Genomic DNA, 26,908 nt, shown 5'->3' with positions numbered 1-26,908 from the left:
GCACCTAGCAGTCGCGTCAATGACACGGAGGACAAGATGTCCACTTCTGTTCGTTTCAAACAGCTGCTTGCGTCAGCTCTGGTTAGCGCTAGTTTATGCACCACTGCCTTTGCCGATACCTGGCGTTACGCCCATGAGGAGTATGAGGGTGACGTTCAGGATGTCTACGCACATAAATTCAAAGAGTATATCGAGCGAGAATCCGACCATACGTTGCAGATTTATCGCTTTGGAGAACTGGGTGAGTCTGACGACATCATGGAACAAGCTCAAGCTGGTATATTGCAGTTTGTTAATCAGTCCCCAGGCTTCACCGGCGCACTGATTCCCGAGGCGCAAATCTTCTTTATTCCCTATCTAATGCCCACCAACATGGACACTGTGGTGGAGTTTTTCCGCACCAGCAAAGCCATCAATGAGCGTTTTCCACAGCTCTATGCCGAAAAAGGCCTGGAGCTGCTGAAGATGTATCCTGAGGGGGAGATGGTTGTCACCGCCGACGAGCCCGTTACATCCCCAAGTGATTTTGCCGGAAAGAAAATTCGTGTGATGACCAACCCACTACTGTCATCTACCTACAAAGCCTTTGGCGCAACGCCTGTTCCACTGCCGTGGGGAGAGGTGTATGGCGCGCTGCAAACCAATATGATTCAAGGCCAGGAAAACCCTATATTCTGGATAGAATCTGGTGGTTTGTACGAAGTTTCTCCCAACCTGATATTTACTGGACACGGTTGGTTCACCACAGCATCGATGGCCAACAAACAGTTTTATGATGCCCTGCCGAAGCAAGACCAGCAGATGATACAACGTGCCTCCGAGTATGCCTTTAATGAAACACTCAAGCACATTGATGGTTTAGCGGATCGGTCTCTTAAAAAGATTCAAGCAGCCGATAGCGACGTCACCGTCACCCATCTCAGCGAAGCTCAGATAGATGTATTTAAAGAGCGTGCCGAGCTCGTTGAAAAGACCTTCACCGAGATGACAGGCAGCAGCGGAAAAGAACTGCTCATGCAGTTCAAATCTGACTTGGCAGCGACTGAATAAATAAAGCAGGGGCCTGCGGCCCCTGGTGTCATTATGACAAGTCGACAACATTATACCTCTTCGCTACCCGGGCCACTGGGATGGCTGGATACCACTCTAAGCAAAGTTGAAGCACTGGTACTGTCTGCCAGTGTCCTGCTAATGGCACTGAATACTTGCAGTAACGTTGTGGCTCGCTTTGTTTTTGGAGAAGGGCTATTTGTCTCGGGCGAGATCAACCGCATACTGATCATATTGATTACGTTCGCCGGAATAGGCTATGCCGCGCGCCATGGGCGCCATATCCGTATGTCAGCGTTCTATGATCTCTTGCCCACAACCAGTCGCAAGGTAGCCATGATACTGATTGCAGTCATGACGGCAGCCATCATGTTTTTTCTTTCGTATTTGTCTGTCCATTACGTTGTCACCACCTTTGAGCGTGGTCGCATACTGCCAGCGCTCAATATCCCCATTTGGTGGATCTATATATGGGTTCCTGTCGGCTTCGCCATCACTGGCATTCAGTATCTACTGACTGCGAGCAGAAACATGCAATCAAAGCAGGACGTATTTTTGTCTAGCTGTGTGACCGACAGCTACGACAACGATACGCCACAACCCTAAAACAGGCCGGATCCAAACGCATGGCACTGACATTAATAGTCATCATGATCGTCTTGCTGCTGCTGGGCTTTCCCATGATGATCCCACTGACAGCCGCGGCCTTAACAGGCTTTTACATGATGTTCGACGGCATCGGCCAGATGGACACTTTTATTCAGCAAGTCATTGCCGGCATTCGCCCTGCCTCATTGATCGCGGTGCCGATGTTTATCCTCGCCGCTGATATCATGACCCGCGGTCAGTCCGCGAGCCGTATAATCGACATGGTGATGACCTATATCGGTCACTTGCGTGGTGGACTGGCCATCAGCACCGCAACATCATGCACGTTATTTGGTGCAGTGTCGGGTTCCACGCAAGCGACCGTTGTCGCAGTAGGCTCTACACTGCGTCCAAAGTTGCTAAAGGCAGGCTACTCGGACCCATTTTCATTGGCGCTCATCATCAATGCCAGTGACATAGCGTTTTTGATTCCGCCCAGCATCGGCATGATCATTTATGGCGTTATTTCAGAAACGTCGATTGCTGAGTTATTTTTAGCGGGTATTGGGCCGGGCCTGCTCATACTGGCGCTGTTTTCCCTCTACTGTTTGATCTACGCGACCATAAATAAAGTGCCCACAGAAGAGAAGTCGAGCTGGCTGGAACGCTGGCAAGCCACTAAGCGAGCCATTTGGCCGCTATTCTTCCCGGTAATTGTTATTGGCGGTATTTACGGAGGTGTGTTCAGCCCGACTGAAGCAGCCGCCGTCTGTGTGTTCTATGCACTGATTCTCGAATTTCTGGTATTCCGCTCACTGAGCTATCGAGATTTGCATGAAATCGCCAAAACCACAGGGCTGGTGACGGCTGTCGTGTTCATTTTGGTGGGGATAGGCAACGGCTTTTCCTGGATCATCTCGTTTGCTCAGGTGCCACAAGCCGTACTGGACGCCATTGGCATTAACGACATGGGCCCTACAGCGGTATTAGCAACCATTTCCATCGCCTTTTTTATTGCCTGTATGTTCGTTGATCCCATTGTTGTGATTCTGGTGCTAACCCCCATTTTTGCGCCTGCAGTGGCCGCAACCGGGCTAGACCCGGTTCATGTCGGCATCATCATTACTCTACAAGTGGCCATTGGCTCAGCAACACCACCGTTTGGCTGCGACATATTCACTGCCATTGCAGTATTTAAACGCCCATACTGGGAGGTGATTCGCGGCACAGCGCCCTTTATCGCCATGCTACTGCTGGCATCGCTGACGCTGATCTTCTTTCCACAGGTCATGATCTTCAGCTACATATAGCTCAATGACCTGACTATACCTGATATTCGAATGAGAGATGCTTGTCTTGCGTTAACGAACACCAGTGTGAAACAGGTGAGCGAGCCGTTGAAGTGGGGCAAGATCATACCTTCTTTCCCGATTACCGACATCGGAGTCGAAAAGAAATGTCGAAATCGCATGCACCCGGCTCTCACCAAGTTGCTCTACGCCAATCTGTGATTTCCAGTAATAATTGTCTGCTCTCTGCTGTATCTTAGCCATGATTTCCGGGTACAAATCGTCAATTCGTTGGCATATTTCGTCATTTTGAAATTGGTAAACCGGATCGCAACACATTACTTGCTGACCACGAAAGGTGCTTCTGCATTGAAACTAACCGGGCCGTCGCCACTGCCAAGAGTTCGATTCTCCAACTCAGTTTGCAGCAGACTGAACACTTCTCGGCAATCATCAAAACAACAGCTGTATGGAACTACCATTGCTAATTCTAAATATGACTCTCCCTAGCCTACATAGTACCCAACGTATGAGTGCTACTTTTTCGCCGTGGGGGTTCGTCTTGTTAATGGTTACCAATCCTTGATTTCAATATTTGGCCATCTTTGTTTAAAACTACGATTCATCGAATCATAGTTTTCTCTACTCATAGCAGTTTTATTAGGTCGAATAATCATGTTTGCTTGGTCTTCTAAACCAAAAGGTTCGAAGACGTTTACAGCACCCTTAACAAGACGAACCCCCACGGCGAAACAGGGTAGCCACATGCGAATACCATCTTCCGATTCTGTCAGCGGCGCTATGTTATTGCCAAACTTTTTACCGTACCATTCGTGGACCTTGGCTTGGTTCTTAACATCTACAGGAACTGAGTGTCTCTTTCCCGAATTTATGAGAAATTCGTATTCTTTCTCCGACATAGCTTCGTCTTGGTCGAAGTAAACTACATCAAAGTCTTTAACCCTATATAGTGGTTCATTTCCAAGCTTTCTATTCCAAACAGCCTGAGTAATGGAGCCTCCAGCCAAGTAGTGATTTGGAAGCTCTACATCATTCAGAATCGTCAGCAGCTCCATAATCTCAGGAACACTAGAAATAGTATCGACTAAGTACTTTTCATTCATAATCATATCGCCCTGCTGAGGTGTGAAAAACGAAATATCGATTTTTTGAATATTACCTTAATCACTAAACTCAACATATAGCAAAACTGCTATCTATTACGAATCCCTCTCGAAAATTTTACTATACGAAGTCACCAGACATGCTCCGTACCTTGCCATGTTAAGAACTTACCGCTTTGTTCTATAGTAAGGCTACGAGAAAGCTTAACTATACCTGACGCACTTTCCTCAACAGTAATATCAGCATCTTTACCACCCATATCCGTTTTAACCCAGCCTGGATGGATTGGGCAAACAACTATTCCTTTTGGCTTTAATTCTAATGCCAGTACTTGCATGACTTTATTCACCGCTGCTTTAGAGCTTCGATACGCATACATACCATAGCTTTCTCGGTTCAATGATCCCATTTGGCTTGAGACGGTAATAATACGAGGGTGAGCGCTAGTTTCGAGAAGTCCTAAAAGTGCTCGGCTAACCATAAGAGGCGCAATTGAGTTCACGGCAAAGGTGTTGAGCCATTCTTTTGAGTCGATAGCTTCCATGGACTGCTTGTCTGAACCAATAACACCCGCGTTGTTGATAAGTATGTCTAACTGAACATTGGACAACTTAGCAACCAAATTCGCTATTGAGGTTTCATCGGTCACCTCTAGTTCATACAGTTTCAACGAACTATGAACGAGCAGGCTTTTTAGCTGTATTGAAGGCTGACCACGGTAAGTCGAGATGACGCTATAACCTAAAGCTAAAAACTGACGAGTTAGTTCAAGCCCAATACCTCTTGAAGCGCCGGTGATTAAGACTGTTTCCATTTTCTAAGTTTCCTTATTCGTATAACTCCGCCGGTATAGGCGAGCCACTCAGTGGTGAGTCCAACACGATGCACGATTGTTCCGGGCCTTATTACGCATTTGCAACCTCAATAAACCACTTAGGCTGCATGGCATCAAAGTCTTGGCGTAGATTTGACGATAGGTAACTAGCTGAATCAAGTACAAATTCTTGATCATTGATGCGCTTAAAAACAACCCAATGCCAGAAATCTTTGCCAGCCTCATGATAGTGTTTGATAGAAAGCAATGCTAAATCGGGAAGGTCAGACCATGATATGAATGGCGTTTCTTGGCCTGATGTACTCACGCCTTGAGATGAAAGCATACGACGGACATATTGCGTGTCAGACCACAGACCTTCATCCGAGGCATGTATGCCCATATTGTTGGCAATAGCTTTCATTTCTGCATAGCTCATGCCAAGGATATTAGCTGCTGCAGCAATACCACAACCAGTGGTTTCTTCTTGGATTATTGGATCCAACACACTCGACTCCTTGATGCAAAACGTTTTCGCACACCGGCAAACAATGAACGCCAGTGAACTATTTCTCCAAAGACCATAACGGGTTGGGTGCTGCAATCTGTTAGGATATCACCTCTAGATTCGGCCACAATATAGGCCACTCCTTTTCAGTAACTCTCTTCCGAAAATCACTTGGTTTCGGGCGTTTACTGTTTAAAGTGATCGAATTACTGAAATTCGCCTCTAGCCCGAAAGGAGCAACGATAGAAACTCCAAAGTCCTCTGAATAAGTAGCACCAACAGCAGTTTCAACCTCAACCCAATAGCTCATTGCATCGGAAGTGGAAAAGTACGGCTGGTCATTATTGCGAATATGCATTCTCGCTTGATTTTTGACAGACCATGGATGATCACTCAACGACTTTAGCTTTTCCTCGTACCTAACATCTGAATCTTCCGCAATGGTATTACCATCAAAGTATATTAAGTCGATGTCATTCAGTGGAGTTAAAGTACTCTTCGAATGCAGCTTATCCCAGATTAAGTTCCTAACAAATCCAGCTGCCAAGCACCAATCATCCAAGCCCAGTTTTGAGGCAAGCACCAGCGCTTCCATCCGATAACTATCAGATTCAATCCATTTAATGACTTGACTGGTAAGTTCCAACTTGTGAGTCCTAACACTAAGCTATGCGGCGCAAGATCAAGGTCTAATCACGCTTTTCGCGGCGGTTCTTGCTTGGCGTGGTTAGGCTTAATCTTGAACATTGAACCGAAGTGTATCAATCGCCATGAATTCAAGAGGACATTCTTTATAACTGTATGAGTTAGCATCACACTGCATACATAAAACTTCACCAGTCAATGCCTCATAGAAATCTAAATAACCACACTCTTTCGTTTCGAATCTCCATGATTTTTGGATACTCATGGGTAGCTTGATCATTTCAATTGGGCTTTCAACACTCTTTATTAGCTTTGCGTCTACTGATTTTGGCTCTGAGGTTTTATCAAGCAAGGTTACTATTTTGTAGTCATCACCACTTATTTTGATAATATTACCTCCAACCTTAACCGAGAGATTTTCAGTCGTATCTGAGCATCCTGCGATGATAATTACCCAAAAAGTAAATATAACTACTTTCATGGTATACCTCCTTATTCGCCAATGTAGTGAATGCCTAGAAGCTGTTTCACAACTTCTTTAGCACGATCATCATGCAGGCGGCGTGAAAGAAGGCTCGATACATTGAGAGCTTTCTTTCCCATCGAACCACCAATCGCCGATAATTTCCAAGCCAAGCAAACGTACGCTCTACTTTCCAGCGACGGTCGTACCTTCTCAGCTTTCTACCATCTTGCAACGGCGCTTTTTTCCTGTTTCGACGATGTGGACAAATGAGATCAACGCCCCGTTTCTTTAACGCCATTCGCAGAGGATCAGAGTCTGCCGCTTTATCGTAAATCAAACGCTTCACCTTGCTCTTGCTATAGGAAACATTTAACAAAGCCTCAATCAGCTTGACCTCCGCCGGTGACGCTGAGCCAAGTGTCAGCCCGATGGGAATGCCTTCGCCATCGACGACTATCATCCACTTCGCCCCCTTACCACGCTTGGTTTTTCCAACACCGAGGCTCCTTTTTTTGCGGGTGCAAAACTGCCATCAGAAAACGATTCTTCCCAATTTATCCGCGACTGTTGATCCAGAACGCGAAGAAGCTTACGCCAGGCTTTGACCCATGCACCTTGCTCTTCCCAGTACTGAAGGCGGCGCCAGCAGGTACTCGGTGAAGGATAGCGCTCGGGTAGATCACGCCAGCGCGCACCCGAACGTAAGACCCATAAAATGCCCTCGAAACAGGCTCGATTGCTGATAGGTTTGGGCCCCCCTTTGCCACGAGGCAGGCTGGGTAAACAAGGCTCAATGTGTGCCCACTGTTGGCCGGTCAGTTCTGAGGTTGAACGTTTCATGGTGGAGGAGTTGAAGCTGATAGTTTTGATTATTATATCGGACTGAAGGTTATGAAACAGCTTCTAACAGCTTAATAGCTGTACAAGCCTATTTTTTAAACTAGAACTATTCGAGGTATCTTTTCCAAGCTATTGATTTGCAGTTGATATCTTCCTTTCTTTCACATTCCCTCCTTGAAAAAACGTACTCACCTACTATCCACACCTCAATGCTCTGGCTCCCTAAGACTGACTCACTGATTTCTAGGCCGTTTAAGCTACCACCCCAAGGAAATACAGGCAAGCCGGCTAGGAAAGCGTGCCTAGCCTCGCCAGCACTGGGAAATGTACTAGCGGCATATCCACAACTCACTCTCGCGTACATGATTGCTGCGCCTTAGCAGGCCACCGTGTTGCGCAACAGGAATAAAGACCTGTATGGCGCACATCACCCTCCTGACGTGAGAGATATTAACCCTCAAGGAGAGCAACAGCATTTCAAACAACCTTGATATCGCGGTATCAATCGCACGCGCCTAGCAGGCCGCCGAAGTGGGCAATGACTGTGCTCGCAGGTGCTGCCAGGACGGCGGCACCAACAAAAGGCCTACACGGACGTAGCCTTTTTGTGATGCGGCGACCACAGCATTGCAAACGCAGGATTAAAGGCCTGTACGGCGCACAGCAGGGAGTTCGCCCGCCCGGCGTGAGGGATAAGATCCCTCAAGGAGGGAAAGGGATTAGCCAGAGAGCTACACGGCTCACGGGAAGTAGGAATAAATACGCCGTAGCCGAAAAGCTCGGGAGGATGGTTTACCCTTCGGGCCGTCGTCGCATGCTCCGACGCTCTCTGCGCTCACACAGCGATGCTCGAGCCGAACCTAAGGAGGTGCGAATCTCCGTCGCGCTAACAGCAGCTACAGAAAACAACTTTCGATTTGGAAATTGGTCGCTTCGAACGAAGCAGAGAAAAGATGGCGCGCTCGGGAGGATTCGAACCTCCGACCGCCTGGTTCGTAGCCAGGTACTCTATCCAGCTGAGCTACGAGCGCGCATCAGATTGTCACGATGTAAATTCCAAGAGGAAAATGGCGCGCTCGGGAGGATTCGAACCTCCGACCGCCTGGTTCGTAGCCAGGTACTCTATCCAGCTGAGCTACGAGCGCGCATCATCGTGGGGCGCGTATTATAGGTATATCAACAAGGCTGTCAACATTCTATTTCTACGCTTCTCGCTGTGAAACACAGCAAAGAAAAGTGGCGGAGAGAGAGGGATTCGAACCCTCGATAGGGTATAAACCTATACGCCCTTAGCAGGGGCGCGCCTTCAGCCACTCGGCCATCTCTCCAAGACACGGCGCGCATAGTACCATGTTTTGACGATTTGCCAAGGGAAAATTTTAAAGAAATTAAGTGTTTAGCGAAGATAGGCGGGAGAAGTGCCCGCGCCAGGGAGGCGGCTACGGGCAGCGAAGAGAGGATCAGTAGTTGCCGCTTGGCTCATCACCCTCTTTCTCGCGCTGGATGCGCTGATAGATTTCTTCGCGGTGAACCGCCACTTCTTTGGGTGCGTTAACACCGATGCGAACCTGGTTTCCCTTAACGCCCAGTACGGTGACGGTAACGTCATCCCCTACCATCAGAGTTTCGCCGACGCGACGGGTTAAAATAAGCATATGTCTACTCCTGACATGTCTGTGTGTTTCTAGGGTGCTGTTGGCTAATGCCGTTCCCAGAGTGTCTGCTTCAGTATTGACCAGCGTGACCAGTTTTAAAGCGACAACTCGACCAGCTCTGAGAACGTTTGGTTATTAAGACCCCGCCCTCGCTGGCCAAGCCTTAATAAAGGTCGGGGCTTAGGCCGTTTCTTCTTCCGCGTCCAAACCGAATGCGGTGTGAAGAGCACGAACGGCCAGCTCCAGATACTTCTCTTCGATGACCACCGAGATTTTGATCTCTGAGGTGGTGATCGCGAGGATGTTAATGTTCTCATCCGCCAGAGTTTTAAACATCTTGCTGGCGACACCGGCGTGAGAGCGCATGCCCACGCCCACCATAGACACCTTACAGATGTCATCAGTTCCGGTGGCTTCACGCGCTTCCAGCTCAGTGGCAGTATCGCGCAAAATATCCAACGCCTTCTGATAATCATTGCGATGAACGGTAAAGGTGAAGTCCGTGGTGCCATCGGCCGAGACGTTCTGAATGATCATGTCGACTTCGATGTTGGCATCGCTGATCGGCACCAGAATTTTCGACGCCACGCCAGGAATGTCCGGCACGCCCTTGATGGTGACTTTGGCTTCGTCGCGATTAAATGCAATACCAGAGATAACAGGGTTTTCCACGGAGCTGTTCTCCTCCATCGTAATCAGAGTGCCGTTGCCATCCTTAAAGCTGGACAGCACACGGAGCGGAACTTTGTATTTGCCGGCAAATTCGACCGAGCGAATCTGCAGCACTTTGGAGCCTAGGCTGGCCATTTCCAGCATTTCTTCAAAGGTGACCTTTTCCATCCGACGCGCCGCAGGAACCACACGAGGATCGGTGGTGTAAACGCCATCAACGTCGGTATAAATCTGGCATTCATCAGCGCCCAACGCCGCCGCCAGCGCCACACCTGTGGTATCAGAGCCGCCCCGGCCCAACGTGGTGATGTTGTTGTCGTCGTCGATGCCTTGGAAGCCAGCCACCACCACCACGCCGCCAGCGTCCAGTTGCGCACGCATCGCGCTGGTGTCGATGTCTTCAATGCGGGCTTTCATGTACGAGTTATCGGTTTTAATGCCCACTTGCCAGCCGGTAAACGAGCGCGCATTAACGCCGCGTTTTTGCAGCGCCATGGCCAACAAAGCAATGGTGACTTGCTCGCCGGTCGACACCAACACATCCATTTCTCTGGGGGTGGGGGTGTCAGAAATATCGCTGGCCAAACCGATCAAGCGGTTGGTCTCGCCGCTCATGGCGGACACCGCCACGACGATTTGATGACCTTGATCGTGAAAGGTTTTTACCTTGTCGGCAACGTGCTCAATGCGCTCAATACTGCCCACTGATGTGCCGCCAAACTTCTGTACATAAAGCGCCATACTGCTGCCATGCCATTCGACGGTGGAAAAAGGTCGCTAATTAAACAACAAATGGCGCTGGCAAGGAAGGACGGGCGCCCAGTCGCGGCCTGACTTGTTGGCGATTTTGACGATGCTTTAACGCCCAGTTGCTAAGCGCCCTACAAGAAAAAGGCGGGCCAGCTAAGCTGACACCGCCTATTTGCGCTTGGCATTGGCCGCGAGCTTAGAAGGTCTCGTTGGCCCATTGCTCAAAGGCTGCCAGCGCATCGGCGATGCCTTCTGGTTTTTGACCACCCGCCTGGGCCATTTCTGGCTTACCGCCGCCACGCCCGTCTACCAAAGGAGCGCAGGTTTTGACCGCATCACCGGCTTTGCCTTTGCCAATCAGGTCTTTGGTCACACCCGCTAGCAAGGTGACTTTGCCGTCGTTATTGGCCGCCAGCATGATCGCTGCGCTGCCCAGTTTGTTTTTCAACTGATCCATGGTGTTGCGCAGCGCCGGTACGTCAGCACCGTCCATTTGCGCCGCCAGCACTTTTACGCCGTTCACGTCTTTGGCTTGGCCAGCCAAATCAGAACCCGCACTGGAAGCCAGTTTTGCTTTTAATGCATCCAGATCTTTTTCCAGCTGACGGCTGCGCGCTACCAGCTGGCTGACTTTGTCGGCGGCGTTTTCACGGCTGCCCTTCAATTGCCCGGCAATGTTGGCCAGCGCCGCTTCTTCGCTGGCGATAAACTCCAGCGCGTGCTGCCCCACCACCGCTTCGATACGGCGAATACCCGCCGCAATGCCGCTTTCGGCAGTGATTTTCAGCACACCGATGTCACCGGTGCGCTTGGCGTGGGTACCGCCGCACAGCTCTACCGAGAAGTTATCCAAACCCATCGACAAGACGCGCACTTCGTCGTCGTACTTTTCACCAAACAAGGCCATGGCACCGGAGGCCATGGCATCGTCGATGTTCATTAAACGAGTGCTGACGTCGGTGTTAGCGCGAATCTGGGCGTTAACCATATTTTCGATCTGGCGCAGTTCATCAGCGCTGACCGCCTCAAGGTGAGAAAAGTCAAAACGCAGCTTGTCGTAGGTCACCAGCGAGCCTTTTTGCGCCACATGCTCACCCAAGACGTTGCGCAAAGCAGCGTGCAACAAGTGTGTTGCAGAGTGATGCAGCGCCGTGGTTTGGCGTTTTTCAGCATCGACGCAAGCGGTCAACGCATCGCCCAATTTGACGCTGCCTTCCACCAGCACGCCCTGGTGCAAATGGTTTTTGCCGTCTTTGCTGGTGTCTTTTACTTGGAATACCACGCCGTCGGCTTTTAGGAAGCCGCTGTCACCAGCCTGGCCACCGCTTTCGGCGTAAAACGCGGTTTCGTCCAACACCAAGATGGCTTCATCGCCTGCGCTCAGGCTGTCGACGGCAGCGCCGTCTTTAAACAGCGCTTTGACTTGGCCTTGGTTTTCCAGCTGGCTGTAACCGAGGAACTGAGTTTCACCGTCTATATTCAGACCTTTGCTCGCCACGGCACCAAAGTTGCTGGCGCCACGGGCGGTTTCACGCTGCTTTTCCATCGCCGCGTTAAAGCCATCTTCATCGACTTTCAGTTCTTTTTCACGCGCCACATCAGCGGTTAAATCGAATGGGAAGCCAAAGGTATCGTACAGCTTAAAGACGGTTTCGCCAGGAATGGTATCACCGTCCAATTCAGCAATGGCCTCGTTCAAAATGGCCATGCCTTTATCCAGAGTTTTGGCAAACTGCTCTTCTTCCAGACGCAGCACTTTTTGCACATGCTCCTGCAAATTGGCCAGCTCTGGGTAAGCGTCGCCCATTTGTTCGACCAGCGCCGGGAACAATTTATGGAAAAAGCCCAAAGGCGCACCCAACATATGACCGTGGCGAATAGCACGGCGAATAATGCGGCGCAACACATAACCACGGCCTTCATTGGACGGTAATACGCCATCGATGATCATAAAGCCGGTGGAGCGAATATGGTCGGCAATGACTCGCAGCGATTTATTTTCGCTGTCTTTGCAGCCAGTCAGTTCGCCTGCCGCGGCCAGCAACGCCTGGAAAATATCGATTTCATAGTTGCTGTGTACTCCCTGCAAAATCGCAGAAATACGCTCCAGGCCCATGCCGGTATCGACCGAAGGCTTAGGCAGCGATTTCATTTCGCCGTCGGCTTGACGGTCGAACTGCATGAAAACGATGTTCCAGATTTCAATAAAACGATCGCCGTCTTCCTCTGGCGAGCCTGGAGGGCCGCCCCAAATGTGTTCGCCGTGGTCGTAGAAGATTTCAGTACACGGGCCGCACGGGCCGGTATCGCCCATTTGCCAGAAGTTATCCGAGGCGTAGCGGCTGCCTTTGTTATCGCCGATGCGGATGATCTTTTCTTCCGGCAGACCGATCTTTTCATGCCACAAGTTGTAGGCTTCGTCGTCATCGGCGTACACAGTCACCAGCAACTTCTCAACTGGCAGATTGAGCCACTGCTCAGAGGTTAAGCACTCCCAAGCGAACTTAATCGCGTCTTCTTTGAAGTAGTCGCCAAAGCTGAAGTTGCCCAGCATTTCAAAGAAGGTGTGGTGGCGTGCGGTGTAACCGACGTTTTCCAGATCGTTGTGCTTACCACCGGCGCGCAAACAACGCTGTGAACTGGTGGCGCGGGTGTAGCTGCGCTGGTCGGCGCCGAGAAATACGTCTTTAAACTGCACCATACCGGCGGCGGTGAACAGCAAAGTCGGGTCATTTCCCGGGATCAGGGGACTGGAGGCCACAACTTCATGCCCTTTGGAGGCAAAGAAGTCGAGAAACTTCTGACGTATCTCTGAGCTTTTCATAGCGGTTGCATTATCACTGATTAAAACAAGGGGCGAAGTATAGCGGTTTGTGTGGCCTGAATAACAGCATGGCGACCGCTACAGCGTGATTGCTCCCAGCCACAAGGCCATATCTCCGCGGTGCAGCTGGCTGTTCAGTTACAGGACTCTCTTGGAAGTCACATCTAGTAGGAGCCACATCAGAAGACTCGCTCCGGACCCTAACGCAAATGGCCTGCTCAGCCTCTGTGGCTAAGCCAGCCGCTTGGTCTGGATGGTCTGCTCCGGGCTTACTGCACTGGGCTTACTGCACCGGGCTTACTGCAACGGCTTGACGCTCTGCCCGACGCAGCTCAAGCATTGGCAATACATCCGCCATGCGGTGTTGTTAGGCAGTATCGTGCATCTGCACTGGACAGCACCACAACACATAACTACATTAGAATATTGATATATAACCAGAGGCGCACCATGAATATCGATCGCGTTGTGTTCGCCGTCGCGGGCAGTTTTGTTGTGCTGAGCGTGTTGTTGTCGCAACTGCACCATATCTACTGGCTGGGTTTCACCGCGTTTGTTGGCATCAATATGCTGCAAGCGGCGTTTACCGGCTTTTGTCCGCTGGCGATGATACTCAGAAAACTCGGGGTACCACACGGCACAGCGCTGTAACACAGCAGGCTGAATTCCACCTCTGGGTTTGACGGCGCATCGGTATACTGCACGGCGAGTCTTCCACGGGTACCCAGTCATGTTGCGATTACAGCTTAATTTTTTACTGCTGGCAGCGCTTGTCTGCGTTCAGGTCATCGCGGCACAACCTGAGTCTTGGCACGCCTACCCAGGCGAGCTGCCAGCTTTTGATTACAGCGGCGAGCGTCTGCAGCAATATTGGCCACAGCTCACCGCTGCCAGCGATTTGCCCTTTCCAGATCAAGCCCAGCTGCAAGCATTGTTACAACGCTACCCCAAACTCCAGCGACGCATGCTTGAGTTGGCACAACAGCCGCACGCTCATCCAGCACTCAAGGCATTAGCACAACAGCAATGGCAACCGCTGGCTGACGCCATGCAACAGGTCTGGCGGCTACATTTTAGCGGCCAGTTTCAACAGGCCTATGAGTTAGGTGTGCAGCTTGGCCCGGTGGGTAATATTCCGGCGCTGTATTCACGCTTGATGTATTTGACCTTGTTGGAGCCCAACGAGGATGCTCGACTAGCCGGGTTTCACCAGGTCAGCGAGCACTCACGTCAGCTATTACCGCTGGCACCTGAGCATGCTTTTGCCCGTTTTGGTTTGGCCTACGCCCAAGCGCGCACGTTGGAGTTGCTCAGTACCAGTGCTGCAGCGTCGTCCGGCTTATTGGATGACACCCGTGAGCGCTTGCAACAGCTGCAGCAGCAAGCGCCGCAATCTGCCTTGTATCCAGCCGCCTTGGGTGGCCTACACGCAGGCATTGTCGAGCGGGTGGGTTCTTTTGTCGGTCGCCTGACCTACGGCGCCAGTGCAGACAAGGCGGTTATGGAATTGGAGAAAGCTTCGCAGCTGCAACCGGGGTTACCCGTTATCCATTACGAATTTGCCCGCAGCCTGCGACGCCTGGATGACAGCGATTATTTACCGCGCATCCAGCAGCTGTTGCAGCAGTGCCAACAGCTCAGCGTTTACAGCGCCGAGGAAGCGCTGAATCAACAAAACTGTCACACTATGTGGTCTCAAGTGACTGCGGAGTAGTAATGGTGTTAATTCTGCCTTTGGACGGAGGCGTGATGATTCCGCTGCTGTTAATCGCACTGGTGTTATCGGCCACCATATGGATGTTGCGCCTGGCGGTGGGGCCGTTTGGCCACATCAAATTTCTGTATTTGCATCAGGCCTATTTAACTTGGCCAATATGGCTGCGATACACCTTACAGAGTGCCGCGGTGGCCGTTATGCTGCTGTCGATAGTGACCCTGATGGGATTGGTGCAATTTCAGTAAGCAAACAGGATGTAAGCATGACAGCACACAGCAATACAGCCGCAACCGAGCAACAGCCCGCACAGCCACTCGACGATGCCGCACATGGCCAAGCCAACGTTGAGCACTTGGGCCGCCATGGACGACAACTGGAAACCCGCTGCTACGGCGAGCCCGGTAACCCCTTGGTCGTCTTGCTTCACGGCTTTCCAGAATGCTGGGCGACCTGGCGCCATCAAATAGCACCGCTGGTCAATGCAGGATATCGGGTGTTGGTGCCCAATATGATTGGTTACGGGCACTCCGACAAACCCAGCAAAATTGCCGATTATCGTATGGACATGATTTGCGACGATGTCCGTGCGGTTATTCGCGCGGCAGGCTACGAGCGCTGTCATCTGGTGGGCCATGACTGGGGTGGCGCCATTGCTTGGTGGTTTGGCATTCATTACAGCGATGAGTTGCTGAGCTTGAGTATTTTAAATGCCCCACATCCGAGGGCGTTTTTATCGCAGCTGCGCAGCTCACCAAAACAGCTGCTAAAAAGTTGGTACATTTTCTTCTTCCAGCTGCCTTGGCTGCCCGAGTGGGTAATTCGCATGGGCAACTATCGCATGCTCGCCGATGCCATAAAAACCACCAGCAACCCTGGTGCCTACCAGCCGCAGGATTGGCAACAACTCAACGAGCACTGGCGTATTCCAGGCGCCTTAACCGCCAAACTGAATTATTACCGCGCCATGCTGCGCTATCGCCCTAAAATCGCCGGTAAAGCCATGGTTAGCGCGCCTACGCAAATACTGTGGGGTGAAAAAGACCTAGCATTAACACTATCGATGGCGGAAAGCAGTCAGCAGCGGACTGTCAATGGACGCTTGATAACCTACCCGGATGCCACACATTGGCTGGCGCACGATAAACCGCAAGAGATAAACGAGCGGTTATTGGAGTGGATAGCGCAGCACATGGAAAAACACTTGCATGAACACGTAGAAGAGCACACAGCCCCAAAACCGGAAGACCAGTAACACAGCTTCAACATACAAAGATGAATCACTGCGATAAACAAGGCGTGCCGAGCACGCCTTCATCCGCTTACTAAGCGTCTGACTGAGCCATTTCGTCCCAGCGCTTGACGTTGTTCAGATAAAGACTGACGTCTTTAACATCCGTGCAGCCACGCTCTTCGACAAACTCCGTCAGCATTTTAGTGTACTTCTCACGTTTATCGGCAGGCTTGCTGCTGTCGCTAAAATAGTACGGGAATTGATCCATATCTTCGCTGCTGAGCTCACCGGACATACCAGCAGACATGGACACCGCAAAAATACCCATACGCAAACAACTAATGCGATCACCAACGGCGGCCCACTCATCAGCGTTATCGAAACCCGTCGCTTGGCGCATGGGCGCTTCAGCCACGGCCAAAAAGCCACTGCCATGCTCCAACTGACGCAATAGCTTCAGCTTGGTGGCGTGGTCGTTAAAATCGAACGCAGCTTTCTGCAACGCTTTTTTAGTTTCGGGTGTTTCTTCAACAAACTCAGTAAATACCGACTCCATCATCGGAGCCACCATGTGGTATTCGTGCATTTGCTTTTCCGTCAGTGGCTCGGCGATCACAGACGACAAGGCAGTTAGACAACCTGCCAATGCTAAGAACTTACGCATATTCACTCCAAACAAGAGCGCCTTGCGGCGCTTTTATAATCAATAAATTGTTTATTTATCGCATCTCAAGCTGCAATATTTCTTCTTCGTCAGACCATTTGCGAGCTTTCTTACTCTTAATAAATCGAGTGGCGATGTTTTAAAGCCAGCATCAGAACTCAGAAACCGAGTCATCTCCGCATAGACTAAACCTTCCGCATGCACTTTTTCATCCACGCTACTGCTACGCGAATGCCTGGCTGTACATTTCCAGCGGAATTCAAGACAGTTTTGCAGTGAGTTGTTGGCATCCATACGTTTCTCTATCGTACCAATCTCTCATGCAACATCATGGCTCATGCAACATCATCACTCACCTAGACAGCTAGCCGACTGAAGCATGGAGCACATTGTCCATCATGTTGCGCAACGCTTCTGTAGGACATATCTCACAGTGATTCAGAATGTCTCTGTCGATAGCACTTTTGTGATGATCGCCACACTGGGTCGTCAACTGCACCGCACTGTCCCACATCGTGCATCATTGGCCATTGGGCGTATAATCTCGACTAAGGTGTTTCAGGCCAACCTCCTTGCCTAGCCGGTTGGCCCGAAATTCCTTCATTTGAGAGTACTTATCATGCAACGTATCGTTATCGTCGGAGGTGGCGCCGGAGGACTGGAACTGGCTACTCAGCTGGGACGCAGCCTAGGCAAATCAGGCAAGGCCGTTATTGAACTGATTGACAGTAACCCAACTCACTTATGGAAGCCGCTATTACATGAGGTCGCAACCGGCGCTCTCGATTCTGGCATCGATGAGCTGAACTACCGTGCGCACGGCAAACGCCATGGTTTCCAGTTTCAGATTGGACGCATGAGCGGCTTGGACCGAGAGCAGCAACAGGTGATTCTTGCGCCCATGCTGGACGACGAGGGCCGCGAGGTCCTGGCCGAACGACGCGTGAGTTACGACACGCTGGTGCTGGCCATTGGCAGTGTCACCAATGACTTCGGTACGCCCGGTGCTAAAGAGCATTGCATATTTCTTGATAGCCGCGATCAAGCCGAGCGCTTTCATCAGGTATTGTTGAACGAGTTTTTGCGCACCAATGCAGCGATGGAAACGCAACAGCCACGCGACCTAGAGATCGCCATTGTTGGCGCTGGCGCGACGGGTGTTGAGCTATCGGCTGAGTTGTATAACACCGCTGAGGTGTTGGTGAGCTATGGCCTTAAACACGTAACGCCAGAGCACCTCAAAGTGACCTTAATTGAAGCCGGCGAGCGTATTTTACCAGCGCTACCGCCGCGCATTTCTGCAGCCGCGACGCGCGAGTTAGAAAAACTCGGTGTGCAGGTCAAAACCAGTACTTTTATTACCTCTGCCGATGATTCAGGCTTTGAGACCAAAAGCGGTGAGCGTATTACCGCGCAATTAAAGGTGTGGGCCGCCGGTGTACGCGCACCGTCATTTATGGCGCAGTTAGGGTTAGAGACAAATCGCGTAAATCAGCTGCTGGTCAATGCCAGCTTACAGACCGAAGATGAGAATATTTTTGCTCTGGGAGATTGTGCCTGCTTAATTCAATCAGATGGCACTGCAGTACCACCACGAGCGCAAGCTGCACACCAGCAAGCATCACACTTGGTTAAGGTGCTAAAAGCGCGGCAACAGAATAAACCATTGCCCGACTTTGTTTATCGTGACAAAGGGTCGCTGGTCTCGCTCAGCCGCTACAGCACGGTGGGAAGTTTAATGGGGAATTTGACCCAAGGATCGATGATGATCGAAGGGCGCATTGCGCGCTTGGTATATGTGTCCCTGTATCGTCTGCACCAAATCGCCTTACACGGTTATTGGCACACGTTGCTGTTGTCGTTGGTGGGGCATATTAATAAGGTCATTCGACCACGGTTAAAGTTGCATTGAGCTAGGGCCGGTTAACACTATTTAGCTCTTTGCTGCTGGAAGTCAGTTTTTTCTGGAGTGATGCATGAGCAGCGTGATTTAACGGGTTAAATCAGCAACGAGCAGCGCAACTCAGGGGAAAACGGACGCCAGCCCTTCAGGGTATGGCTGCCCCCTGAATCTGTGTTGCTCACCCTTCATTTAACTCGTTAAACATCCCTCTTCGCGCCTTGCTTGAGGGGTGTTCAGTTCATAACAGCGTGATCGAAATAGTGTTAACGAGCCCTTGTCACCACTGTCACTTAGCAAGACGCCAAGCGACAGCTTCTTTGTCGATAAATTAATGAGTGAAGCAAGTCTTATCTGAAGCAGCAGCCCATCTGCCGGAAATATTTTTGGCTACAGCGATGTAAAACGCCACTTTTTAGCCGATACGGTAAGGCATCACCGTGCTGTGTTTTACTTGGGAATGGTAGCGTCGTCGGTAGGCGCCCGGAGTCATGCCTGTCCAACGCCGAAATGCTTTATAAAAGGCACTGGGTTCGGTGTAACCAATACGAAACGATATTTCGTATAGCGGCAGCGATGCATCTGCTAGTAGGGTCATCGCTAAACTGCGCCGAGCTTCATCCAGTAATGTTTGATAATTAGTTCCTAAAGTCTGCAAACGGCGTTGCAGATTACGCACATTGGTATTGAACAACCGCGCCAGGTAAGCCTGGTTGACCGGCCGGATGTGCAGTTGGTCTTGAATCGCTTGCTTTAATTGCTGATAAAACTCGATGTGTTGCACCAGTTTTTGCTGCTCGCGACGGCAGGCCCGCTGGCGGGTCGAATAACTATTGTGGCAATGGTTGCTTAAACCCGTGTGAGCTGCGTGGCTGGAAATATACAACTGCAGCTGTTCGCCATCACGTAGCACTGGCTGCAGCGGCTGTAACCAACGATGCCATTGCGGCGGGCTAATGAGAGTTACCCCCTGCGCCGAACCAAGCGCGTTGCAGCAAGCGCTGGCCAGCCAACTAATGGCCAAGAGTTGCACAGATTCCGATGCACGCGGACTGATGTGAATACTCAAATCGTGCTGCTCACCCAGACACAGCCAGGCCGAGGGGGGCAGCCAAGCAGCCAGTGCAAAGGCACTTTGCAGCCCAGCGGCCAAATTCGGCGCGTGCGCCAATACCTTTCCCGTCGGCCAATCCCCACAGGCCAAACCGTCACCGGCACTGACCATCGACTGCAATCCATTGTATGCGCTTAATTGATCGGCCAGCTGAGCGAAGCGACGGCTATCGACCCATTTAGCTGAGGAGACTTCAGGTAGCCAAGACACCACCGCGTTTGGGGCTATAAGGTCTCCTGAGTATTGGCTGGCGTGTTGGAGCAGCTGCTGCGCCAGCAACGCATCCATCTGCAGCGATGGTTCCATAGCACTTCCTGCTTCGATACCGGTCCAGGCTCGGCAAGTGCCGATCAAGCGCCCTACTGCGCAACATATTATTTGTGCGGACTATTCAGGACAGAGAACTGGTGTGAGTTATTCTGGTCCAGCGATCATCTATATCGCGATACAAGGTGTCAATGGACTGAGACGACAGTCTGATATTTACGTACCTTTTGACATCAATGACATTAATGTCAGCCTGTACTCCGTAAATGCTGGTACTCCAAGTGGACAGCACAGCGTCCATTGAAAAAGCAATATGTGTTAAGGAAAGGTCTTGGCACGACGATCGTCGCACAATAGAAAATAACGGAGTAACCGATCAGGTGATTGTGAAGCGATAAGCAAGTGGCTTGCTTAGTAACTACGCTCAGACTGCTGCTGCACTTGTTCTATTGCTACCTGAATTTGCTCCGATAAAAAACCGCGATAGCCCAAAAACCGATACAGTTTTTCTCGCCACTTAGGGTCATTTGCCAAGCTGTTTATTTTCTTTTGCGCCGCCTCATGTGCCAGTTCAAACCAGTCTATATCGAGTGACTCTAGCGTTTGGCTAATCAGCGTATCGGCTAAGCCTTTTTGCCGCATATCTTGGCGAATACGCATTGGACCATGGCCACGCTGGCAACGGCTGCGTGCGTATAACTGGGCGAAGCGCTGATCCGATTGCCAACCTTTTTCAACCAGCTCATCCAGCACTTGCTGCAACAGCTGTGGTTGAGTGGTTCGAGGGGAAAGTTTGCGTGTTAGTTCGTGACGAGAATAATCGCGCCGCGCGAGTAGCTCGACCGCGGCGCTTTTCAAACTCGTCAGATCATCCAGCTCAGAGTTCGGCTTCTGCATCGTCAGTGCTGGCATTTTCTTCGGCTGTAGTAGGCACCTTCAGCAACTGAGCACGAATCGATGCTTCGATTTCCTGCGCCATTTCTGGGTGTTCTTCCAGGAAGGCAGCCGCATTAGCTTTACCCTGGCCGATCTTATCGCCTTTATAGCTGTACCATGCGCCTGACTTATCGACAAAGCCGCACTTAACACCCAGGTCGATAACTTCGCCCATGTGGTAAATACCACGGCCGTACATAATCTGGAACTCAGCTTGAGTGAATGGCGGTGACACTTTGTTTTTAACGACTTTAACGCGAGTTTCGTTACCGACCACCTCGTCACCCTGCTTCACCGAACCGGTACGACGAATATCGAGGCGCACAGAAGAATAGAATTTCAGCGCATTACCGCCGGTTGTGGTTTCTGGGCTACCAAACATCACACCAATTTTCATACGAATTTGGTTAATGAAAATCACCAAACAGTTGGCGTTTTTGACGTTACCCGTAATTTTGCGCAGCGCCTGTGACATCAAGCGCGCTTGCAGGCCAACGTGGCTGTCGCCCATTTCACCTTCAATTTCTGCTTTTGGGGTAAGAGCTGCAACCGAGTCCACCACAATCACGTCCACTGCGTTTGAGCGCACCAAGCTGTCACAGATTTCCAACGCCTGTTCGCCTGTGTCCGGCTGGGATACCAGCAAGCTATCAAGGTCAATGCCGAGCTTTTCTGCGTACAGCGGATCAAGAGCATGTTCGGCATCAATAATGGCCACGGTTTTGCCCATTTTTTGCGCTTGCGCCATCACCGACAGACACATGGTGGTTTTGCCCGAGCTTTCCGGGCCATAGATTTCAACAATACGACCGACAGGCAGGCCACCAATGCCTAACGCTATGTCCAGCCCCAGCGATCCGGTTGAAATGGCTGGAATGGCTTCGCGTGGCTGCTCGCCCATTTTCATGATGGCGCCTTTACCAAACTGACGTTCTATTTGGCCCAGCGCCGCATCAAGCGCCTTTTGCTTGTTTGCATCCATGATGGTGTCCTTATGCAGAATAAAGAGGTGCCTGACGGCTTACTGTAAATTTAACCAGTATTTAAGCATAGCCGTTTCGGGGCGCCAAGAGGTCTGATGAAAATACTGTACAAAAAAACAGATTCAAGACGCCAACCAGTGACACAAACCTTGAATGGCCTGTGTTACCGCCTGCTCTCGAACGTCTGAACGACTGCCGTCAAAGCGGCAGCATTCGGTGATTTGCGCCTCATCTGTGCCCCAGGCAAACCACACCGTGCCCACCGGTTTGTCCAAACTGCCACCGTCTGGCCCGGCAATGCCGCTGATCGCCACCGCTATATCGCCGAGGCTGTTGTTAACCGCACCGCGTACCATGGCGCGTACCGTGTCTTCGCTAACGGCTCCAAATTGCTCCAATGTGGCAACGGGGACATCCAGATAACGAATTTTGGCGGCATTGGAGTAAGTGACAAAACCACATTCAAACCAGGCAGAGCTGCCGGGTACGTCGGTCAGTGCGGTGGCCACACCGCCGCCGGTGCACGACTCGGCGGTCACCAAACGTAAATCTCGGCTTTGCAGCATTTCCGCCAGCGCCAGAATGCTATCGGTACGTGACGTCATTTTTGTATCCTCCAGCGATCCCACTTACAATTCGCCGCTTTGCGATGATCCAGCCTAGGGCAACTGGCTGGCAGCGTCGTCCGTTATTTGCGCCAGATTACCACGAAAGGATCCGCCTGCGATGCCGAAAGCTCAGCATACTCCCATGATGCAACAATACTTGCGTATCAAAGCGGATTTTCCCGATACCTTGCTGTTTTACCGCATGGGCGACTTTTACGAGCTGTTCTTTGACGATGCGAAAAAGTCCGCCCAGCTACTCGACATCACCCTGACAGCACGGGGCCAAAGCGGCGGCGAGCCGATCCCAATGGCCGGCGTGCCGTTCCATTCTGCCGAGAACTACATCGCGCGCCTGGTAAAAGCCGGTGTATCGGTGGCCATTGCTGAGCAAATTGGCGACCCGGCAACCAGCAAAGGGCCGGTAGAGCGTAAAGTGGTGCGGGTGGTAACTCCGGGCACACTGACCGACGAAGCCTTTCTCGATGAGCGCAGCGATAACCTGCTGGTGGCCCTGTCCAGTCAACAACAGCAGCATGGCTTGGCCATCTTGGAGCTCAGCTCTGGTCGCTTTAGCGTCATCGAAGTCCAGGGTGAAGAAGCGCTGCTGGCCGAAGTCGAGCGTCTGCGCCCAGCGGAGCTGCTGTATAACGAAAACACTTCTTACCCAGCCAGCCTCACTGAACGTCCGGGCAGTCGCAGCATGGCGCCATGGCATTTCGACACCGACACCGCCCTGCGTTTGCTGACGGAGCAGCTGAAAACTCGCGATCTACGCGGCTTCGGCTGCCAAGACATGGTGCACGCCATTTGTGCCGCCGGCGCGTTATTGCACTATGCGCGCGATACGCAGCGCAATCAGCTGCCACATATCCGCTCGCTCAGCGTCGAGCAACCGGACGATGCCATTCTGATTGACCCGGCGTCACGGCGTAACTTGGAAATTGACGTTAACCAACAAGGCGATGGACAACACACCCTGGCTTGGGTGATGGATAAAACCGCCACCGCAATGGGTAGCCGACTGTTGCGTCGCTGGCTGAATCGACCGCTGCGCCAGCAACAAACGCTGCGCCTACGCCAACAATTGATATCTCAGTTTATTAGCCAATATGTGTGGCAACCGCTGCACGATGTGCTGCGTCAGGTGGGCGACATTGAACGGATTCTATCGCGCGTCGCACTGGGGTCTGCGCGTCCGCGAGACTTAGCCAAGTTACGTGACGCGCTGACACAACTGCCGACGCTGCGTGCTGAGCTAAGCAACCTAGACGCCGACCTGGCCGGCGAACTGCATGAACGTATTCAAGAGTTCCCACATTGGGTGTCGAAACTGCACCGTGCCATCATCGACAATCCTCCGGTGGTTATTCGCGATGGCGGCGTGATTGCGCCAGGGTACGATGCAGAGCTCGATGAATTGCGCAGCCTGAGTGAAAACGCCGGCGACTACCTGCTTAAGCTGGAGCAAAGTGAGCGCGAACGCACCGGCTTGAGCACGCTCAAGGTCGGCTATAACCGTGTGCACGGCTATTACATTGAAATCAGTAAGTCCCAGGCCGAGCAAGCGCCGACCGAATACATTCGCCGCCAAACGCTGAAGAACGCCGAGCGGTTTATCACACCCGAGCTGAAAACGTTCGAAGATAAGGCCCTGAGCGCCAAGAGCCGTGCGTTGAGCCGTGAAAAAGCCCTGTACGATGAGCTCATCACAGCACTGGGAGAAGAGCTGATTGCGCTGCAAACTAGCGCAGCTGCGTTGTCTGAACTGGACGTATTAGCCAACCTGGCAGAGCGCGCAGAAACGTTACGCTTGCAAGCACCCGAGCTGGTCGCCGACGACGTGATCGCCATTGAAGGCGGCCGCCACCCTGTGGTGGAAGCGCTACTCACCGATCCGTTTGTCGCCAACGATACCCAGCTTACGAATGATGCACGGATTCAGATCATCACCGGCCCTAACATGGGTGGTAAATCGACCTACATGCGCCAAGTCGCTGTGATTACGCTGTTGGCACACATCGGCAGCTATGTACCAGCAGATGCCTGTCGCATTGGCCCAGTCGATCGTATCTTCACTCGCATGGGCTCATCGGATGACGTTGCCGGTGGTCGTTCAACCTTTATGGTGGAAATGACCGAAACCGCCAACATTCTGCATAATGCTACCCAGCACAGCCTGGTATTGATGGACGAAGTCGGCCGTGGCACCAGCACCTTTGATGGCCTCTCTTTGGCCTGGGCCAGTGCAGCGTATCTGGCCGAGCAGGTAAAGGCCTACACCTTGTTCGCCACGCATTATTTTGAGATGACTGCCCTACCCGAGCACTATGACAATGCCATCAACTTGCATCTGAAGGCGACCGAACACGATGATCGCATCGTGTTCTTACATTCGGTGGAATCTGGTCCGGCGTCACAAAGCTATGGTCTGCAAGTGGCGCAGTTGGCGGGGGTCCCTGTCAGCGTTATTGCCCAAGCCAAACAGAAGCTGATGCTGCTGGAAAATACTGAGCTGCCGGCCACGCAAGGGCAACCATCGACCTCACCTGCACCGCTACAAAGTGACTTATTTGCGGCGATGCCATCAGCAGTCGAAGAAGCACTGCAACAAGCCAACCCGGACGAACTAAGTCCTAAACAGGCGTTAGAGCTGTTGTACGAACTTAAGTCTTTGTTATAAAAATACTGGATTTAAACGCTTGGGGTCATAAGACTATAACCCAAGCGTCTAGCGTAAAACTTGCCGTAGCCGCTGCAGCTACCTAGAATTGCGCCCATTCGACCTGTTTCAGGTTGCGCACAATAACGAGACGTCTCAAACCGGGCGTCCAAAGACCGTTGATTAGGAGACTAAACGCATGGCGTTTGTGGTTACCGATAACTGCGTTAAATGCAAATATACAGACTGTGTTGAGGTATGCCCGGTAGACTGTTTCTACGAAGGCCCCAACTTCTTGGTGATTCACCCGGATGAGTGCATCGATTGTGCTCTGTGTGAGCCTGAGTGCCCAGCAGAAGCTATTTATTCAGAAGATGAAGTACCTGCAGGTCAGGAGCAATACATCGAGCTGAATGCAGAATTGTCTGAAGAGTGGGCCGACAACAACATCACCGAGCAAAAAGATCCACTGCCAGATGCCGCAGAGTGGGACGGCGTTGCCGATAAGTTGCAATACTTAGAGCGCTAAGGCCCCTAAAGCCCCTAAAACAAAAAAGGCCGCGATCGCGGCCTTTTTTATTCGTATGGATGGGGCGTCAGATCAGAGATCGCTGAACAGCGTGGCTGCATTCAACCCCTGTTTTTCCATGATCTCACGCAGACGGCGTAACGCTTCTACCTGTATTTGCCGAACACGCTCACGCGTGAGGCCAATTTCACGTCCAACCTCTTCTAACGTGCTGGTCTCGTAGCCACGCAGGCCGAAGCGACGCGACAGTACTTCGCATTGTTTTTCCGGCAACTCGGAAATCCAACGATCCAGATTGCTGTGGATATCCTGCAGTTGCAGCTCATCACTTGGGTCTGCAACGCCGTCGTCAGCAATTGTATCGAGAATCGACTTATCTGAGCTGGGACCCAGCGGCGTGTCAACGGATGTCACGCGCTCGTTAAGCTTGAGCATGCGTTTAACATCGTCGACCGGCTTGTCGAGCAGATGCGCTATCTCTTCGGCGGTTGGCTCATGGTCCAGCTTTTGCGCAAGCTCGCGCGCTGCACGCAGGTAAACGTTCAGTTCTTTGACTACATGAATCGGCAATCGGATGGTGCGCGTCTGATTCATAATTGCGCGTTCGATGGTTTGGCGGATCCACCAAGTCGCGTAAGTCGAGAAGCGGAAACCCCGCTCAGGGTCGAACTTTTCTACCGCACGAATCAGACCCAAGTTACCTTCTTCGATCAGATCCAGCAGCGACAGTCCGCGATTGACATAACGACGGGAAATCTTCACCACCAACCGCAAGTTACTTTCGATCATGCGTCGGCGACCCATTTCATCACCTTTGCGTGCCAGACGGGCGTAATGCACCTCTTCTTCCGCTGACAGTAAGGGCGAGAAGCCGATTTCGTTTAAATACAGTTGGGTGGCATCCAATGCTTTGTGGGAAGTGTCTGCGGCAAAGCGTTCTTCTTCCTTACTGCTGTCCGTGTCGGAGTTATCGACCAGTATCAAAGATTCAACATCTTCAAACACTTCATCTTCACGCAGTTCTCTTTGTTGTAATGCCATGATTATCCCGCCTTTTCTCTGCTTGCCCCCGGC

The 26,908-nt window shown here is 51.5% G+C and carries 25 protein-coding genes, 3 tRNA genes and 1 pseudogene; 10 read left to right on the top strand and 19 right to left on the bottom strand.

All coding sequences use genetic code 11. The features are described 5' to 3' along the window. Positions 1 to 36: 36 nt before the first annotated feature. The 3 genes from dctP to CHH28_RS08910 are packed head-to-tail and all read left to right on the top strand — an operon-like array spanning position 37 to position 2,948. On the top strand, positions 37 to 1,050 hold the full coding sequence (dctP, locus tag CHH28_RS08920) for a TRAP transporter substrate-binding protein DctP (protein ID WP_094059982.1): 1,014 nt from the start codon (positions 37 to 39) through the stop codon (positions 1,048 to 1,050). A gap of 33 nt (positions 1,051 to 1,083) precedes the next feature. Further along, positions 1,084 to 1,656, top strand: a complete 573-nt coding sequence (locus CHH28_RS08915) for a TRAP transporter small permease (protein ID WP_094059981.1) — start codon at positions 1,084 to 1,086, stop codon at positions 1,654 to 1,656. 20 nt (positions 1,657 to 1,676) lie between these two features. After that, the gene (locus tag CHH28_RS08910) at positions 1,677 to 2,948 is read left to right on the top strand and encodes a TRAP transporter large permease (RefSeq protein ID WP_094059980.1); all 1,272 of its coding nucleotides are present in this window, start codon (positions 1,677 to 1,679) and stop codon (positions 2,946 to 2,948) included. Positions 2,949 to 3,499: 551 nt separating this feature from the next. Here CHH28_RS08910 and CHH28_RS08900 read toward each other — a convergent pair. The 13 genes and pseudogenes from CHH28_RS08900 to alaS all read right to left on the bottom strand — a co-directional run bounded on the left by CHH28_RS08900 (position 3,500) and on the right by alaS (position 13,226). Next, positions 3,500 to 4,057, bottom strand: coding sequence for a nucleotidyltransferase family protein (locus CHH28_RS08900; protein WP_094059978.1), 558 nt, complete (start codon positions 4,055 to 4,057; stop codon positions 3,500 to 3,502). 125 nt (positions 4,058 to 4,182) lie between these two features. After that, positions 4,183 to 4,866 carry an SDR family oxidoreductase gene (locus tag CHH28_RS08895; protein WP_094059977.1) on the bottom strand — a complete coding sequence of 228 codons (684 nt, stop codon included), beginning with the start codon at positions 4,864 to 4,866 and terminating at the stop codon, positions 4,183 to 4,185. Positions 4,867 to 4,957: 91 nt separating this feature from the next. Next, positions 4,958 to 5,374, bottom strand: a complete 417-nt coding sequence (locus CHH28_RS08890; RefSeq protein ID WP_094059976.1) for a hypothetical protein — start codon at positions 5,372 to 5,374, stop codon at positions 4,958 to 4,960. Between the two features lie 100 nt (positions 5,375 to 5,474). Continuing rightward, entirely contained in the window at positions 5,475 to 6,020 is a 546-nt protein-coding gene (locus tag CHH28_RS08885) for a nucleotidyltransferase family protein (RefSeq protein WP_233243805.1), read from the bottom strand. An 87-nt stretch (positions 6,021 to 6,107) separates the two neighbouring features. After that, positions 6,108 to 6,500 carry a hypothetical protein gene (locus tag CHH28_RS08880; protein WP_094059974.1) on the bottom strand — a complete coding sequence of 131 codons (393 nt, stop codon included), beginning with the start codon at positions 6,498 to 6,500 and terminating at the stop codon, positions 6,108 to 6,110. A gap of 46 nt (positions 6,501 to 6,546) precedes the next feature. Then, positions 6,547 to 6,981: pseudogene (locus CHH28_RS08875) on the bottom strand (IS5 family transposase); the annotation flags it as partial. Continuing rightward, positions 6,942 to 7,325, bottom strand: coding sequence for a transposase (locus CHH28_RS20600; protein ID WP_094059972.1), 384 nt, complete (start codon positions 7,323 to 7,325; stop codon positions 6,942 to 6,944). The pseudogene CHH28_RS08875 and the gene CHH28_RS20600, both read right to left, overlap by 40 nt. 954 nt (positions 7,326 to 8,279) lie before the next feature. Then, positions 8,280 to 8,356, bottom strand: a tRNA-Arg gene (locus CHH28_RS08860). 37 nt (positions 8,357 to 8,393) lie between these two features. Then, positions 8,394 to 8,470: transfer RNA gene (locus tag CHH28_RS08855), tRNA-Arg, on the bottom strand. A 92-nt stretch (positions 8,471 to 8,562) separates the two neighbouring features. After that, positions 8,563 to 8,653, bottom strand: a tRNA-Ser gene (locus CHH28_RS08850). A 132-nt stretch (positions 8,654 to 8,785) separates the two neighbouring features. Continuing rightward, positions 8,786 to 8,980, bottom strand: a complete 195-nt coding sequence (csrA, locus tag CHH28_RS08845) for a carbon storage regulator CsrA (RefSeq protein ID WP_094059970.1) — start codon at positions 8,978 to 8,980, stop codon at positions 8,786 to 8,788. 180 nt (positions 8,981 to 9,160) lie between these two features. Then, a complete protein-coding gene (locus tag CHH28_RS08840; protein WP_094059969.1) occupies positions 9,161 to 10,393 on the bottom strand; it encodes an aspartate kinase in 1,233 nt (410 codons plus the stop codon). Positions 10,394 to 10,598: 205 nt separating this feature from the next. Further along, a complete protein-coding gene (gene alaS / locus CHH28_RS08835) occupies positions 10,599 to 13,226 on the bottom strand; it encodes an alanine--tRNA ligase (protein ID WP_094059968.1) in 2,628 nt (875 codons plus the stop codon). A gap of 450 nt (positions 13,227 to 13,676) precedes the next feature. Between alaS and CHH28_RS08830 the strand changes: the two genes are divergently transcribed. The 4 genes from CHH28_RS08830 to CHH28_RS08820 all read left to right on the top strand — a co-directional run bounded on the left by CHH28_RS08830 (position 13,677) and on the right by CHH28_RS08820 (position 16,195). Beyond that, positions 13,677 to 13,877, top strand: a complete 201-nt coding sequence (locus CHH28_RS08830) for a YgaP family membrane protein (protein WP_094059967.1) — start codon at positions 13,677 to 13,679, stop codon at positions 13,875 to 13,877. A gap of 79 nt (positions 13,878 to 13,956) precedes the next feature. Next, positions 13,957 to 14,940 (top strand): hypothetical protein, encoded by a 984-nt coding sequence (locus CHH28_RS08825; protein ID WP_094059966.1) that lies wholly within the window; start codon positions 13,957 to 13,959, stop codon positions 14,938 to 14,940. Positions 14,941 to 14,942: 2 nt separating this feature from the next. Next, a complete protein-coding gene (locus tag CHH28_RS19865; RefSeq protein WP_157729847.1) occupies positions 14,943 to 15,188 on the top strand; it encodes a hypothetical protein in 246 nt (81 codons plus the stop codon). Between the two features lie 17 nt (positions 15,189 to 15,205). Continuing rightward, complete coding sequence (locus tag CHH28_RS08820; protein WP_157729846.1) at positions 15,206 to 16,195, top strand: alpha/beta fold hydrolase; 990 nt, start codon at positions 15,206 to 15,208, stop codon at positions 16,193 to 16,195. A gap of 70 nt (positions 16,196 to 16,265) precedes the next feature. Here the strand turns inward: CHH28_RS08820 and CHH28_RS08815 are convergent, their stop codons facing one another. Beyond that, positions 16,266 to 16,838, bottom strand: a complete 573-nt coding sequence (locus CHH28_RS08815) for a hypothetical protein (protein WP_094059964.1) — start codon at positions 16,836 to 16,838, stop codon at positions 16,266 to 16,268. A gap of 619 nt (positions 16,839 to 17,457) precedes the next feature. On the opposite strand from CHH28_RS08815, the gene CHH28_RS08810 reads away from it, so the two are divergent. After that, the gene (locus CHH28_RS08810; RefSeq protein ID WP_094059963.1) at positions 17,458 to 18,750 is read left to right on the top strand and encodes an NAD(P)/FAD-dependent oxidoreductase; all 1,293 of its coding nucleotides are present in this window, start codon (positions 17,458 to 17,460) and stop codon (positions 18,748 to 18,750) included. A 403-nt stretch (positions 18,751 to 19,153) separates the two neighbouring features. Here CHH28_RS08810 and CHH28_RS08805 read toward each other — a convergent pair whose 3' ends face one another. The 4 genes from CHH28_RS08805 to CHH28_RS08790 form a co-directional block, all read right to left on the bottom strand. Then, a complete protein-coding gene (locus CHH28_RS08805) occupies positions 19,154 to 20,158 on the bottom strand; it encodes a helix-turn-helix domain-containing protein (RefSeq protein WP_094059962.1) in 1,005 nt (334 codons plus the stop codon). Between the two features lie 372 nt (positions 20,159 to 20,530). Beyond that, positions 20,531 to 21,016 carry a regulatory protein RecX gene (locus CHH28_RS08800; RefSeq protein WP_157729845.1) on the bottom strand — a complete coding sequence of 162 codons (486 nt, stop codon included), beginning with the start codon at positions 21,014 to 21,016 and terminating at the stop codon, positions 20,531 to 20,533. After that, positions 20,997 to 22,037, bottom strand: a complete 1,041-nt coding sequence (recA, locus tag CHH28_RS08795) for a recombinase RecA (protein WP_094059960.1) — start codon at positions 22,035 to 22,037, stop codon at positions 20,997 to 20,999. Before recA ends, CHH28_RS08800 begins: the two co-directional genes overlap by 20 nt. Positions 22,038 to 22,160: 123 nt before the next feature. Beyond that, entirely contained in the window at positions 22,161 to 22,643 is a 483-nt protein-coding gene (locus CHH28_RS08790) for a CinA family protein (RefSeq protein WP_094059959.1), read from the bottom strand. Positions 22,644 to 22,764: 121 nt separating this feature from the next. On the opposite strand from CHH28_RS08790, the gene mutS reads away from it, so the two are divergent. Continuing rightward, entirely contained in the window at positions 22,765 to 25,326 is a 2,562-nt protein-coding gene (mutS, locus tag CHH28_RS08785) for a DNA mismatch repair protein MutS (protein WP_094059958.1), read from the top strand. A gap of 178 nt (positions 25,327 to 25,504) precedes the next feature. Further along, positions 25,505 to 25,834 (top strand): ferredoxin FdxA, encoded by a 330-nt coding sequence (fdxA, locus tag CHH28_RS08780; protein ID WP_094059957.1) that lies wholly within the window; start codon positions 25,505 to 25,507, stop codon positions 25,832 to 25,834. Positions 25,835 to 25,906: 72 nt separating this feature from the next. Here fdxA and rpoS read toward each other — a convergent pair whose 3' ends face one another. After that, positions 25,907 to 26,875 (bottom strand): RNA polymerase sigma factor RpoS, encoded by a 969-nt coding sequence (gene rpoS / locus CHH28_RS08775; protein ID WP_094059956.1) that lies wholly within the window; start codon positions 26,873 to 26,875, stop codon positions 25,907 to 25,909. Positions 26,876 to 26,908: the final 33 nt, after the last annotated feature.

The sequence above is a fragment of the Bacterioplanes sanyensis genome, from assembly GCF_002237535.1.
Taxonomy (GTDB): Bacteria; Pseudomonadota; Gammaproteobacteria; order Pseudomonadales; family Oceanobacteraceae; genus Bacterioplanes; species Bacterioplanes sanyensis_A.
This window is presented reverse-complemented; position numbering and strand designations above follow the sequence as displayed.